14 protein-coding genes are annotated in these 14,372 nt (G+C 45.6%); 10 read left to right on the top strand and 4 right to left on the bottom strand.

The genetic code is table 11. The annotated features are described in order from the left end of the window. Positions 1-26 precede the first annotated feature (26 nt). From WKT01_RS06260 to WKT01_RS06290, 7 genes are all read left to right on the top strand, one after another. Entirely contained in the window at positions 27-536 is a 510-nt protein-coding gene (locus tag WKT01_RS06260; protein ID WP_059066623.1) for a DedA family protein, read from the top strand. Positions 537-550: 14 nt separating this feature from the next. Continuing rightward, positions 551-1,816 (top strand): glycosyltransferase, encoded by a 1,266-nt coding sequence (locus tag WKT01_RS06265; protein ID WP_270395856.1) that lies wholly within the window; start codon positions 551-553, stop codon positions 1,814-1,816. After that, the gene (locus tag WKT01_RS06270; protein ID WP_082667442.1) at positions 1,813-2,478 is read left to right on the top strand and encodes a hypothetical protein; all 666 of its coding nucleotides are present in this window, start codon (positions 1,813-1,815) and stop codon (positions 2,476-2,478) included. Before WKT01_RS06265 ends, WKT01_RS06270 begins: the two co-directional genes overlap by 4 nt. Positions 2,479-2,516: 38 nt before the next feature. Next, the gene (locus WKT01_RS06275) at positions 2,517-3,215 is read left to right on the top strand and encodes a response regulator transcription factor (protein WP_059066625.1); all 699 of its coding nucleotides are present in this window, start codon (positions 2,517-2,519) and stop codon (positions 3,213-3,215) included. Further along, a complete protein-coding gene (locus WKT01_RS06280; RefSeq protein WP_416389128.1) occupies positions 3,187-5,379 on the top strand; it encodes a sensor histidine kinase in 2,193 nt (730 codons plus the stop codon). Before WKT01_RS06275 ends, WKT01_RS06280 begins: the two co-directional genes overlap by 29 nt. A 402-nt stretch (positions 5,380-5,781) precedes the next feature. Continuing rightward, positions 5,782-7,242 (top strand): ribosomal protection-like ABC-F family protein, encoded by a 1,461-nt coding sequence (gene abc-f, locus WKT01_RS06285; protein WP_117975602.1) that lies wholly within the window; start codon positions 5,782-5,784, stop codon positions 7,240-7,242. Positions 7,243-7,349: 107 nt separating this feature from the next. Further along, complete coding sequence (locus WKT01_RS06290) at positions 7,350-8,297, top strand: type II CAAX endopeptidase family protein (protein WP_117975601.1); 948 nt, start codon at positions 7,350-7,352, stop codon at positions 8,295-8,297. A gap of 69 nt (positions 8,298-8,366) precedes the next feature. Here WKT01_RS06290 and hydF read toward each other — a convergent pair whose 3' ends face one another. The 4 genes from hydF to WKT01_RS06310 form a co-directional block, all read right to left on the bottom strand. Then, positions 8,367-9,554, bottom strand: a complete 1,188-nt coding sequence (hydF, locus tag WKT01_RS06295; protein ID WP_340311635.1) for a [FeFe] hydrogenase H-cluster maturation GTPase HydF — start codon at positions 9,552-9,554, stop codon at positions 8,367-8,369. Positions 9,555-9,617: 63 nt separating this feature from the next. Beyond that, positions 9,618-11,039 carry a [FeFe] hydrogenase H-cluster radical SAM maturase HydG gene (hydG, locus tag WKT01_RS06300; RefSeq protein WP_117975599.1) on the bottom strand — a complete coding sequence of 474 codons (1,422 nt, stop codon included), beginning with the start codon at positions 11,037-11,039 and terminating at the stop codon, positions 9,618-9,620. Positions 11,040-11,075: 36 nt separating this feature from the next. Continuing rightward, positions 11,076-12,116, bottom strand: a complete 1,041-nt coding sequence (hydE, locus tag WKT01_RS06305) for a [FeFe] hydrogenase H-cluster radical SAM maturase HydE (RefSeq protein ID WP_340311726.1) — start codon at positions 12,114-12,116, stop codon at positions 11,076-11,078. A gap of 27 nt (positions 12,117-12,143) precedes the next feature. Next, the gene (locus WKT01_RS06310; RefSeq protein ID WP_340311636.1) at positions 12,144-12,392 is read right to left on the bottom strand and encodes a TM1266 family iron-only hydrogenase system putative regulator; all 249 of its coding nucleotides are present in this window, start codon (positions 12,390-12,392) and stop codon (positions 12,144-12,146) included. Between the two features lie 269 nt (positions 12,393-12,661). Between WKT01_RS06310 and WKT01_RS06315 the strand changes: the two genes are divergently transcribed. From WKT01_RS06315 to WKT01_RS06325, 3 genes are all read left to right on the top strand, one after another. Beyond that, on the top strand, positions 12,662-12,934 hold the full coding sequence (locus WKT01_RS06315; protein ID WP_340311637.1) for a nucleotidyltransferase domain-containing protein: 273 nt from the start codon (positions 12,662-12,664) through the stop codon (positions 12,932-12,934). Beyond that, positions 12,915-13,322 carry an HI0074 family nucleotidyltransferase substrate-binding subunit gene (locus WKT01_RS06320; protein ID WP_340311638.1) on the top strand — a complete coding sequence of 136 codons (408 nt, stop codon included), beginning with the start codon at positions 12,915-12,917 and terminating at the stop codon, positions 13,320-13,322. Before WKT01_RS06315 ends, WKT01_RS06320 begins: the two co-directional genes overlap by 20 nt. Positions 13,323-13,462: 140 nt before the next feature. Continuing rightward, on the top strand, positions 13,463-14,368 hold the full coding sequence (locus WKT01_RS06325) for a trans-4-hydroxy-L-proline dehydratase activase (RefSeq protein WP_340311639.1): 906 nt from the start codon (positions 13,463-13,465) through the stop codon (positions 14,366-14,368). Positions 14,369-14,372: the final 4 nt, after the last annotated feature.

Here is a 14,372-nt window from a genome sequence, read left to right on the forward strand (position 1 = left end):
GTAAACAGTTAAAGGAGGCTTATCTTATGAATATCCAGACACTGACAAATTATTTTCTTGAATATGGAGCCTTTTTTATTTACCTGATCGTTTTGCTGGAATATCTGAACCTGCCGGGTTTTCCGGCAGGGGTGATCATGCCTCTTGCCGGGATATGGGCGGCAAAAGGGGACATCAGTTTTCCACTCGTGATGGTATTGACTGTACTGGCAGGGCTGACAGGGAGCTGGCTTTTGTATTTCCTTGGAAGACTGGGGGGACCAAAGGTGATGGGATGGTATTTTAAAAAGTTCCCGAAGCATAGAGCAGTGATCGAAGAGAAGATGGAGATGCTTAGAGAAAAGGGTGGAAAAGGCGTGTTTGTAAGCAAGTTGCTGCCCATGGTGAGGACGATCATCTCGATTCCGGCAGGGATGGTCCAGATGGAGTTCATGAAATATACGGTGAGTTCTCTGCTTGGCATTTTTATCTGGAATCTGGTATTCGTCGGAGCTGGCTACTTCTTTGGCGAGGCGGCAATCCAAGTTTTATCATAGAGGGGGAAAAGGACATGAAAATCGCAATGCTTACGAATAATTACAGACCCTTTGTAGGAGGCGTTCCGGTATCTGTAGAAAGGCAGGCGCAGGAACTGATAAAGCGGGGACATGAAGTGACCGTGTTTGCACCGGAATATGAAGGCTATACAGATGACAACGCAATACCAGAGCGGGTTGTCCGGTTTAGAACGATGAAGCGTACGATGGAAAACGGAATGGTATATCCAAGAGTCTTCATCCGTGAGATCACAGACGTATTCAGCCGGGAGCATTTTGATATGATCCATGTACATCATCCGATGTTTGTAGGTCCATGTGCCTTGTATCTGGGAAAGAAATACCGCATTCCCGTTGTGTATACATGGCATACGAGATATGAGGATTATCTGCATTATATCCCTTTCTTTCAGCTAAAAGAAAATAGCGGATGGGCAAAAAAGAGATTTGTTTCTTATCTGAAAGAACGTCTCGTCCCAGGATATATGCGCTGGTTTACGAATCAATGCGACATGGTGTTTGCTCCTTCCGAAGGGATGAAAGAGCAGATGCAGTCGAATGGTACATGGACACCGACGGCAGTACTTCCTACGGGACTGCATGAAGACTTTTTTAGGCAGGACAAAGAGCGTGCGCGTAAGATACGTGAAAAATATGCAGGAAAAAGGAAATATTTACTGTGTACCGTGTCACGTTTGGAGAAAGAGAAAAATACGGATTTTCTGTTGGAAGGAGTTGTAGAGATAAAAAAGAAACTTGGCGGCAGTTTTCGGGTGTTGTTTATAGGAGACGGAAGCCAGAAACAGGTAATGCAAAAGAAAGTGGAAAAACTCGGATTGCAGGAAGAAGTGCTCTTTACAGGAAATATCCCGAATGAAGAGATCAAAGACTATCTGGGAGCATCGGATCTATTTTTGTTTGCGTCTAGATCAGAGACGCAGGGGATTGTGCTGGCAGAAGCACTTGCGGCGGGAGTACCTGTAGTCGCAGTGCGGGCAGTCGGGGTCGACGATAGTATCCTGGACGGGCAGAATGGCTACCGGACAGCAGAAAATACAGAGAAGTGGGCGGAGAAAGCAGCGCTGGCTCTAAAGCCTGACATACACACGGCGTTAAAAAGAGGGGCCATCCTTATGGCAGAGAATTATCGGGCAGAACGGATCGCCCTGCGTGAAGAAAATCTGTATATGCAGTGCATTTTACGCAAACAAGAGGAGATACGGGCCAAAGAGAAATTAGAAGAAGGCTGGGCATATGGGGAAAGGAGAAGCAGGATATGAGAGTAAGACAGACGGGGCAGTGGATACTGCGTCATATATTTACCGGTTATCTGAGAATTTTGGAGAAGACTGTGAAGATTCAATGGCAGGAAAATACACAGTACGGAGAGAGCCAGATCTTTGGATTCTGGCATGAAGACAGTTTTTTTATGAATTTGGTATTGGAAGAGCTGGCACATAAGACCAGTCCGGTGGATGTGATCGTAACAGCTGATACAAGGGGGAACTATATCGAGCATATGGTAGAAAGATGCGGAGGGAGCGCATTACGAGTGCCGGATGGGTTCAAAGCATTTCGTGAACTGAAGAAGATCTTACAGGCATCTTATGAAAAGACACATTCGCTGGCGATCGCTCTGGATGGACCGCTCGGTCCAAGGCATGAGCCGAAAAAGCTGGCATTTTATCTGTCGGAACAGGCGCAGGAAGAATTTGTAGGAATCACGGTATCTTATTCCTTATGTATCCGTCTGCACAAAAGATGGGATAAATACGTCATTCCTCTTCCTTTCACGACTGTACGAGTACAGGTACAGGACTATGGAATCGTAAAAAAGAAAGAAATTCCTGTGCTTCCCACAGAGGCGGATTTCCAAAACTGTGGTATAATAGCAGAGGCGCACGGCATACAGGAAGAATGTGTGCCTGCGCCGGTCAAGTGATAACGGCGATAGTAAGACAACAGTTTGAGGAGGAAAAGATGGAAACAAATCATATATTGATCGTAGAGGATGACAAAGAAATACGGGAAGGAATCCAGATATATTTAAAAAGCCAGGGATATGAAGTGTTTCAGGCGTCGGATGGAGTCGAAGGACTGGAAATCTTAGAAAAAGAAGAAATCCATCTGGCGATCGTGGATATTATGATGCCGCGGATGGATGGAATACACATGACGATGAAGCTTAGGGAGAAATATGATTTCCCGGTCATCATGCTCTCGGCGAAGTCAGAGGAAGTCGACAAGATCACAGGACTGAATCTGGGCGCAGACGATTATGTGACAAAACCATTTACACCGATGGAGCTGATGGCGCGGGTTAATTCCCAGCTGAGGCGTTACAGAAAATTTATGGAGAAACTGGCTCCTAAAGAGAACGTGCACGTTATAGGCGGCTTGGAGATCAATGAGGATACAGTAGAGGCTGCGGTGGATGGAAATCCGGTCAAGCTGACGCCGATCGAATATAAGATCTTGCTTTTACTGGCGAAGAATCCGGGCAGAGTGTTTTCGGCTGAAGAAATCTATGAGAGAGTATGGCAGGAGAAAGCAATCAACACGGATACGATCATGGTGCATGTGCGCAATATCCGGGAAAAAATAGAAATGGATCCGAAAAATCCAAAATATTTGAAGGTGGTGTGGGGTGTTGGATACAAAATCGAAAAACAAATCTAGGCAGGGTATCCTGATCTTATTTATCGTGGTCTGTCTGTGTGCCGCAGGCATGCTGTCCACATATAGGATGATAGGGGAGGATATGGAGTCAGTCTCTATCCAGCAAAATGCCTGGAACGACGTATATTATGGCATGGCGGATGATCTGTGTGAAGGAAATTATTTTCTCTATAATGAATATTCCCAGGAAACCGACAAGGCAGATATTCTTTCTGATTATATGGATAGCAACTTTCTATTACTACGTAAATATATGGACTGCGGGTTGTTCGACCGGGCGGGAGAGTCGCTGCTTGAGAATTTGTCAGCAGATGTATCGGAAAATTTGCAGGAAGAAGATACAGGGTACGCGTTCCGTGCGGAATTTACCTTCCAGGAAGATGGGGACTTGTCTGATATCAGTGTGACCGGAACAAAGATAGACGAGGAAACACAGTACTATGCCCAGAAAAGTTACCTAAAGGAAATGGAAAATACAGAAATATCCTATTGGAGCGATATATCTACGCCGCAAGGGGTGACCGTTATCTATGGTATGACAGAAGAAAATCTGAATGCCTATGCGGATTCGGTCAGCACGACGAGATTTCCGTCGGCATACAATGTGATCGCCTACAGCAGGATGCTGACATTTGCCATGTTGTTTGCGGCATTTGCGGCAGCGGCGGCACTGCTTTTGCCTTTCCGACACAAATTTGATATAGGAAATGCGGCGATATTTACGGCTCCTTTGGAAGTAGTACTGTGCGTACTGTGGTTTTTGTATATAAGTCTTTATCCGGCGGCATCGGTCGTACTGGCAACGATCAACCAGGAACTGCCGCAGATCGTTCAGGGGCAGAACAGTCTGTTAAACGACCAGTTTGCCATATGTATTAACTTCCTCATGTGGTTTTTGATTTACCTGGCGGTATATTGGGTATTTACTTGTCTAAGGGCGGTTTTTACGATGAAGAGAGAATATTTTATAAAACGGACGCTGACGGCGAAGGTGATAGGCTGGCTCAAAGACGGCGGTGGAAGCATAGGAAAGAAAATCGGAAGCGGGATCAAAAATATTTGGAAACGTATCCGTACATTTGCGGCAAAGCAGTACGATTCACTGCTGCATTTGAATTTTCAGGATAAGACAAACCGTACGATCTTCAAGATCATCGGGATTAATTTTATCGTCTTGGCGATCATATGCAGTATGTGGTTTTTCGGTTTGTTTGCGCTGTGTATCTATTCGGTTTTACTGTTTTTCTTCCTGAAGAAATATTTCCACGATCTGCAGGACAAATATAAAGTATTGTTACAGTCTACAAACCAACTTGCAAATGGAGATCTGGACACGCCGTTGGAGGGAGATCTGGGGATATTTGCCCCGATCCAGGAAGAACTCAAAAAGATCCAGAAGGGTTTTAAGAAGGCGGTGGAGAAGGAAGTAAAAAGCGAAAGGATGAAAACAGAACTGATCACCAATGTTTCACATGACCTAAAGACTCCGTTGACAGCGATCATCACATATACAGATTTGCTGAAAACAGAGCGGGATGAAGCCAAAAGAAAGGAATATATTGATGTATTAGAAAGAAAATCTCTTCGTCTGAAAGTCCTGATCGAAGATCTGTTTGAAATCAGCAAGGCGGCGAGTAAAAATGTGATCATGCATTATATGAAAGTAGACATTGTAGATCTGTTGAAACAGGTAGGTCTGGAAAACGATAATAAGATCAAAGAGGCAAATCTGGAATTTCGTTGGAAGCTTCCGGAGCATAAAGTGATACTGAACCTGGACAGTCAGAAAACCTACCGGGTATTTGAAAATCTGATCGTCAACATCACGAAATACGCAATGCCCCATACGAGAGCATACATTGAAATGGAAGAAAGTGATTCACAGGTGCGTATTTTTATGAAAAATGTTTCCGCGACAGAACTGAATTTCAATGTAGAAGAGATTACAGACAGATTTGTAAGGGGAGATTCTTCACGAAATACAGAAGGCTCCGGACTAGGGCTTGCGATCGCAAAGAGCTTCACACAGCTGCAGCACGGAGAGCTGAAGATCGAGACAGAGGCGGATCTTTTTAAGGCGGAGATCATATTCCCGAAAAATATAGAGATCACAGATACGGAAGAATCTGACACATCATCTGGTGGTGAGAACAGAGTTTCATAAAGATACTTGCCTTTTTATACAGGTCGTGGTATAGTTTCTTCAGAATCAATGAAAGAGGTGAAAGGATGATTAACTTTTCTTGCAGATAAGATCGGAATATACAATAAGGCTGCTTTTGCAGGATTATTGTGTCTGTTGCAAGAAAGTGATCAATCGCTCTCTCATGGCATAGTTTCCTTCATTTATTGAAGAATTGTTTTGCGTATAATGAGCTGTAAGAGTTACTTTCTTGCGGCTCTTTTTGTATTTCATAGGAGATTACTTAATTATGAAAGAAGAAAAGATCGCAGGGATCGCACTGCGGCGGAAAGGTATCGTGTTGCTGAAGCAGCCTGCCGCAGGCGGAGAATGCTGCGATGTGGAACTTTTTCTGAATAAAACATAGAAGGAGGAGAGGATCGTATGTCTATGATAAAAGTGGAAAATCTGACTTTTTCTTATCCGTCAAATAGTGATGTGATATTTGAGGATGTCAGTTTTCAAATCGATACAGACTGGAAGCTTGGCTTTGTGGGAAGAAACGGAAAAGGCAAAACGACCTTTTTGCAGCTTTTGCTTGGCAGATATGAATATAGAGGAAAAATAGTAAGCAGTGTAAAATTTGATTATTTCCCATATCCAGTTGTGGACAAAGCAAGGCAGACAGAGGCTGTATTGCAGGAAGTATGTCCATTGGCAGATACATGGGAAATACTGCGGGAATTTTCTTATCTGGCTGTCGACGCGGAGGTGTTATGGCGGCCCTTTGAAACACTTTCCAATGGAGAGCAGACGAAAGTTTTGCTGGCAGCTCTTTTTCTAAATGAAGGACATTTTCTGCTTATAGACGAACCAACAAACCATTTAGATTCGGATGCCCGTAAAAAAGTATCCGCCTATCTTAGAAAGAAAAAAGGGTTCATTTTAGTATCCCATGACCGGCAGTTTTTAGACGGGTGCGTGGATCATATTTTGTCATTAAACAGGGCAGACATAGAAGTACAAAGCGGGAATTTTTCATCCTGGATGGAAAATTTTGAACGGCAGCAGAAGGCGGAGACTTCACAGAATGAGCGTTTAAAAAAAGACATACGCCGGCTGCAGAAAGCGGCGAAGCGTTCTGCGGTATGGTCTGAACGGGTTGAGGCCTCTAAGATCGGCGCGGCAGATAAAGGATATGTCGGACATAAAGCCGCAAAAATGATGAAACGGTCCAAAACAATCGAAAAACGTCAGCAGCAGAGTATGGAGCAAAAAGCGGCATTGCTGAAAAATGCGGAAACCATAGATAGATTAAAGCTTTATCCGGCAAAGTATCATACGGATCTGCTTGCCGCATTTTCAGATGTGGCAGTGCTGTATGACGGACGGCAGATCTGCCGGCCTGTATCGTTCCAGGTACGGGTGGGGGAACGTATTTTCCTTGATGGGAAGAATGGAAGCGGAAAGAGCAGCCTGCTGAAACTGCTGACCGGTCATCCGATCGAACATACAGGCATGTTGACGATAGGATCCGGGCTTGTGATTTCTTATGTGCCCCAGGATACGTCGCACTTGGCGGGCATTTTGGCGGCATTTGCGGAAGAGAACGGTCTGGATGAGAGCCTGTTTAAGGCAATCCTTCGAAAGATGGATTTTGAGCGGGTACAGTTTGAAAAAGATATGAAAGATTTTTCAGAAGGGCAGAAGAAAAAAGTCCTGCTGGCAAAAAGTCTTTGCGAGAAGGCGCATCTATATGTGTGGGATGAACCGCTTAATTTCATCGACGTCTACTCCCGCAGGCAGATCGAACAGTTGATAGAAAGTTTTTCCCCTACCATGCTTTTGGTAGAACACGATCTTGCTTTTCGTGAGGCGACAGCGACAAAAACGGTCAAACTATAGATATATAAAGCCGGCAAGAACGTTTAGACACTGCAAAGACAGTTGTGGTATAATCAGGAAGAAGGATAAAGAAAAAAGATAAAGAAAAAGGAAAAGAGGGAATATGATTGGGAGAGAGAAAGAAAAAGGAATATAGAACGCTGCGTCCCTGGCAGGGCTTTCTTGTGATCGCCATCGCAGCCGTGTATCTGTTTTTGATCGCGCCTAAGATCGTAGGGCAGTTTGGAAGAATAGGGAGTATTTTAGGAGAGGCAGGATTTTTACTTTTGTCTGTGGCGGCTGTCTGGATATGGAAAGGGGATTTTAAAGAGGTATTTCCGTTCAGGAAACCGTGTTTTACGACAATGGCGGGCGTCGGGATACTATGGATGGGGATGATGCTTTTGATCTCTGTTACGACGATGCTCTTACAGTTGTTTTTTCCAGAGGCGTATTTTGAGACAGGGATCGAGACAGCGCTTGGCTATGCGGATATCCCTGTGCTTCTGCTGACAGTGATCCTGGCGGTATCTCCGGCGATCTGTGAGGAAGTCTTGTTTCGAGGGATATTTGTCAACAGTTTGTTGCCTTTGAAAAAGAAATGGCTGATCATTTTGATCAGCAGCGTTATATTCGGACTGTTTCACGGCAGTCCGGCGAAATTTGTTCCGACTGCGCTGGGCGGCGCTGCGTTAGGGTTTATTTTTCTGGAGACAGGAAATCTGTTTTACAGCTGCCTGTACCATTTTATCAATAATATGTCTTCCGTGATCGTGCTTGCGGCCATGGGAGATATATACAAATATATGGTGCGGACAGGGGCTTTTTCTGAAATGCAGCAGATCCCGCTGACAAGTATAGGATTATCTGTGATGCTGTCTGCGGCGGCTCCGGCATGCCTGTATATCGGCAACTATCTGCTGCACAGCCAGACGGAAGGATACCGGGATACACTGTTTCCCAGACGGAAACCAGGTATCGTGATCTCCCTGATCGCGGTGTCCGGTATACTCTTTGTATCAGGCGTGTATCTTTTCATATATGGAATGATAGAAACAGGACTGCCGGCTTTTTAAAGCGGACAGTCCTGTTTCTATTGAAAAGATACGTTTTTAAAAAAGATATTCTTTCATGTGTAAAAAATTCTATATAGAGAATATACTTGTACTGCGTTTTAAGATCCCCTTCATGTGTGCGATGGCGGTGCCGTAATTGGTGATCGGAATACCCTGGTCCTTTGCGCAGCGAAGGCGGTATTTCATCTCCCGGTCATTAAGCATGCAGCCCCCGCAGTGGATGACGAGCTGATAAGGGGACAGATCATCCGGAAATTGTGTTCCGCTTGTAAAGGCGAAGCGGAGCTGTTTTCCTGTATGCTTTTGGATCCAGTTTGGCAGTTTGACAGTGCCTATATCATTACATTGCCGGTGGTGCGTGCACCCTTCAGAGATGAGGACAGTGTCGTTTTCTTTTAATTGATCCAGCATAGCGGCGCCTTCCGTCAAAATTTTCAGATCCCCTTTATATCTGGCAAACAGGATAGAGAAAGAAGTAAGGGGGATACCGGGCGGCGTGACGGCGGCAGCTTGTTCAAATACCTGACTGTCGGTAATGACAAGAGCAGGCTGTCTGCCCAGGCGCCGTAGGGTATCTTCCAGCTCTGTGTCCCTGACGGTAACGGCAATAGCGCCGGAATCTAAAATATCTCGGATCGTCTGCTGCTGCGGCAGGATCAGACGTCCTTTTGGCGCTGCGGAGTCAATAGGTACTACAAGAATGACAAAATCGCCGGGAGAGAGCAGATCGCCTACGATTTTTTTATCGATATTTTCTGTCACGGCACAGCGGGCGATCAGTTCTTTTAACTGGTGTATGTTCTTTCCGGTTGCGGCGCTGACGTGTATGACATTTTCTTCTGCCGCAGAGGAGAGGGGCGTCATATCGCATTTATTGTAGGCAATGACATAGGGGATTTCTTTTTCCTGTATTTTGCGTAGGATCTCCCGGTCTTTTTCCGTCAGTCCCCCGCTGGCGTCCACTACGAGAACGGCAATATCTGTTTTATTTAACATCTGGAAGGCTTTTTTGACACGGAGCGCCCCCAATGTTCCTTCATCATCCAGCCCCGGAGTATCAATCAGGACGACGGGGCCCAGGGGCAGAAGCTCCATGGCTTTTAAGACGGGATCTGTCGTGGTTCCCTGCACATCGGATACGATGGCCAGATCTTGTCCGGTGAGCGCATTGATGATACTGGATTTTCCGGCGTTTCTCCTGCCGAAGATACCGATATGAAGGCGGTTAGCAGACGGTGTGGCATTTAAGTTGCTCATAGGATCCTCCTTTTTTGCAGTATATGTTTGTGTTGCGTATACCTGTCTGAAAGGCTTTTTGCATCAGAAACGAAAATCCCGGCGATTGTCCTGTTCGATCAGCCGCAGATTTTCCAGTACTACAGAGCGCGCTTTCTCATTGGGGACATTGAAGACTTCCTTTTCAATGAGTGCGTCGCCGATGGCTTTTGTCTTAGGAGAAGCGTAGTCCATGAGATATTCTTTCAGCGTCATCAGTGCGTTCGGGTGGCAGCAGTTCTGGATCTGTCTGCTCTTACACAGGGACATGAAACGATCTCCGGTTCTTCCTTCACGGTAGCACGCAGTACAGAAGCTGGGGATATAGCCCATCTCCATCAGCCAACAGACGACTTCATCGAGTGTTCTTGTATCGATCACGTCAAACTGTTCTGATTTTTCTGTATCTGGTTCCGGCTCACAGTAGCCGCCTACGCTGGTGCGGGAACCGCCGCTGATCTGAGAAATACCCAAGTGCAGCACCCGTTCTCTTGTTTTCTGGCTCTCTCTTGTGGAGATGATCATGCCTGTATAAGGAACGGCGATACGGATACAGGCAACTAATTTGGCAAAAGTATCGTCGTCGATGCCGTTTTTAAATGCGGAGGAGTCGATATCATCTGCGTCACGCAGACGGGGCACGCTGATCGTATGCGGTCCCACGCCGAAAGCAGCCTCTAAATGTTCTGCATGCATCAGAAGTCCGGCGAATTCGTAGCGATACTTATCCAGACCGAATAAAACGCCGACTCCGACATCGTCGATACCGCCTTCCATAGCGCGGTCCATTGCCTCGGTGTGATACGCATAATCATGCTTTGGACCTGTTGGATGCAGTTTCAGATAGCTTTCTTTGTGGTAGGTTTCCTGGAATAAGATGTACGTTCCGATGCCTGCTTCTTTTAATAAACGATAGTTGTCCACAGTCGTTGCGGCAATATTGATATTGACCCGCCGGATCGCTCCGTTTTTGTGCTTAATGCTGTAGATGGTATTGATGGAGTCCAGATAATAGTCCATTGTATTGCGCACCGGGTCTTCTCCGGCTTCCAGGGCAAGGCGTTTATGTCCCATATCCTGCAGCGCGATAACTTCTCGGCGTATCTCTTCCTGCGTTAGCTGCTTTCTGGCGATATGTTTATTTTTCGCGTGATAAGGACAGTAGGTACAGCCGTTGATACAGTAATTAGACAGATAGAGCGGAGCGAACATAACGATCCGGTTTCCATAGAAATCTTTCTTGATCTGTTCTGCCAGACGAAAGATTTCTTCATTTTTTTCTTCTAAGTCACAGGCAAGCAGTACAGAAGCCTCTCTGTGGGAGAGTCCTTTTCGTTTCTTTGCCTTTTCGATCAGAGTGTCGATCAAAGCGGCATTATGTTTGTTTTCGTCGGCATAGGCAAGTGTTTCTAAGATTTCCTCGTGATTGATAAAGTCTTCGGCATGTTTTGAATGTACATCATACATAGTTGCATCCTCCTTCATTTTTATTAAGCAATGGTTTTAAATATTTAAAGAATCTCCGCGGGCGACGACGGTGCGGCAACCGATGCTGTTCATGCGGCGTTCCAGGCATTGTCTGCATTCTGCCGCTTCATCCCCGGTACAGATCTTATTATCGTAGAGCAGATAATCTTTGCGTACATCCTGGGGGGACAGATTGGGCATCACGACGTTTGCTCCGGCCAGGATCCCCTGTTCTCGCCCGTCTGGCGCGATCGTGCCAAGTGCCGTTGTAGCAGGCAGCAGGACTTTTGGAAGCATGACCCGGATGAGAGCGAGCATAAAGAGTGTTAAAGAAAGTGTACCGGCCTGTTCACTGGCAAAAGGGGTGTCCCGGTGTGGAATGAAAGGGCCTATCCCTACCATATGCGGATTCAGTCTTTTTAAAAAGAGCATGTCATCAGCCAGATTTTCGGGTGTCTGGAACGGCGAGCCCACCATAAAACCTGTTCCCACCTGGTAGCCGATCTCCTTTAGATCCCACAGGCACTTCTGGCGTTCTGCGGCGCTTAAAGCGGCAGGGTGCAGCCTGGCATAGTGGGAAGCGTCGAATGTCTCGTGACGCAGCAGATAGCGGGAGGCGCCGGCGTCAAATAAACGCTGATAGCTCTCGTAAGAGCGCTCTCCAATGGATAGAGTAATGGCACAATCGGGATAGGCGCTGTGGATCGTGCTCACAATATCTTCCATGACTTCGTCGGTATAATAGCCGTCCTCTCCGCCCTGGAGCACAAAAGTACGAAAACCAAGCGCATAACCTGTGCGGCAGCAGGAGAGGATCTCCTCCTTTTTGAGCCGGTAGCGTCGGGCGTTTTGATTACTTCTGCGAATGCCGCAGTAGAGACAGTCGTTTTTACAATAATTGGTAAACTCGATCAGTCCGCGTATATAGATGTCGTGTCCGTAATATTTTTCACGGAATTTTCGCGCCAGCGAAAACAGATATTCGCTGCTTTCTTTCGTCCTGCCCCGGATAAGATGTACCCATTCGTCTTTGGAGAGCGTATGGGTGCGGGCAAGCTTGTCGATCAAAATGTTCATATTGTCCATAGTGACTCCTGCTGTTTGTTATTTTGCTTTTGCATAGATCGTCTTTGTACTGATCCCGGGAAGCATGCCCAGCTTTCCGGACAGGGCGCTGATGACGTCGTTGGGGGCGTCAAGCGTGATACTGATGATAGAAATTCCCTTTTCCCGGTAAGGAATTCCCATTCTGCCGATAATGTAGGCAGAGTATTGACTCAACAGATGATTTAGGTCGTCTATGGCTTCATTGGAATTGACGACGATACCGATCAAAGCAATCCTGGTATCCATGGCAAAACCTCCTCTCACAGATGGAATCAGAGAAAAAAATACCTGTGCCCAGAAAGCACAGGTATGACAAAAACAGGGAAATCCCCTGTCAGCTTTTCCTATATGTGCCTTCTTACTTAGGAAATTCCTTTGTAATCAGAACAAAAGTATGAATACAGTATAGCATAGGGGCGAAAAATACACAATCATAGAGTTATTTTGCATAGATATTTTGTAATATTTTTGATAAAATGAAAATATGAAAATGGGGAGAAAGGAAGAACAGTAATATGACAGTTGATGAGAGCATCCGACAGATCGTAAGGATCTGCCGGCAGCATAATGCCGCAGAAGTGTTCCTGTTCGGATCTCGCGCCAAAGGAACAGAGAGGGAGCGAAGCGATATAGACATAGCGGTTTTGGGAGCAGAAAAGTTTGCCGTGCTGGAAGAAGAAATTGCAGACATTCCTACCCTTTATAAAATCGATCTTGTAAATTTAGATGAATGTAAAAATTCCCTGCTATTGGAGGATATAGAAAAATATGGACGCAAAATTTTTTAAGATATACGAATCTTTTCAGAAGTCTTTGGATTCTCTGGCGGAGGCGAAGGAAAGAAATATGTCAGATTCATTTGTATTAAGCGGAACAAGTGCAAAATATAGTATTACATTTGATCTGGCGTGGAAAGTGATGAAGGATATCCTGATACAATATTATGCAATGACAGGTTTTATAGCCGGTTCTCCCAGAGAAGTACTAAAAGAAGCCTTTGCGGCAGAACTGATCGACGCAGATGTCTGGATGGAAATGCTAAAGGTGAGAAATCAGCTTGCGCATGACTATGACGGAATGATCGTGAAAAAGTACTGCGGGCAGATAGTAGGAATATATATTGATATATTCTATGTATTCAAAAAGAGAGGCGACATGGTGTTAAAAGAAATATAAGACAGAACCGATGCAGCGGAGATTTTTCTGCGGCACCGGTTCTTTTTCCTTGTAACTTACGCAGTTGTATGCTATTATTAGACTAAAGTACAAACAATAGTCTAAAATAAAAAATTAAACGGATGAGAAAGGAAAAAGAGATGAGCTTGATCACAGATATACAGAAGTATTCCATTCATGATGGGGATGGGATCCGTACGACTGTATTTTTTAAAGGCTGTGCTCTACGCTGTCAATGGTGTCACAATCCGGAGACGCAAAATGCCGGACGGGAGCTGCTCTGCCATACGGAACCTTGTGTCGGCTGCGGCGCATGCGCAGCAGTCTGTCCTGCGTATGCTGTGCGTATACAGGAAGGAAAGGCGTGGACGGACAGAGGGATCTGTACAGCGTGTGGAAGATGTACGGAAGTTTGTAATCTGAATCTGCGGGAGATCGCAGGAAAAGAATATACAGTGGACGGCCTTGTAAAAGAGCTGAAAAAGGACGAAATGTTTTATGAAGAGTCCGGCGGCGGGGTGACACTGTCCGGCGGCGAGGTGATGCTTGCGGATATGGATTTTGTAGTGGCAGTGGCAAAGAAGCTGAAAGCCGCCGGGATCCATGTGGCGATAGATACGTGCGGCTATGCGCCTCGTGCAAATTTTGAAAGACTCCTGCCCTTTGCGGATCTATTTCTTTATGACATAAAGACCATGGATACAGCTATACATAAGAAGTACATGGGGTTTGGAAATGAACAGATACTGGAAAATCTGGAATATCTCAATCATGCGGGCGCGGATATCTACATCCGTATACCGACGATCAAAGGAGTCAATGCGGACGAAAAGAGTATGCGGGCGATTCTTTCCTATCTAAAGGAAAAGCAGATCCGGGTCTTGCAGGTCAATCTGCTTGCGTATCACAATACGGGAAGCGCAAAATATGCAAGGCTGGGCAGAGCGTATGAGGGAGACGCACTTTGTGCCCCGTCGGGGGAAGAAATGCAGACATTTGCAGATCTATTTCAGGAAGCAGGATATAAAGTAAAAATAGGTGGATAAAAGG

It is taken from the genome of Mediterraneibacter sp. ICN-202921 (assembly GCF_037890075.1).
Taxonomy (GTDB): domain Bacteria; phylum Bacillota; class Clostridia; order Lachnospirales; family Lachnospiraceae; genus Mediterraneibacter; species Mediterraneibacter massiliensis.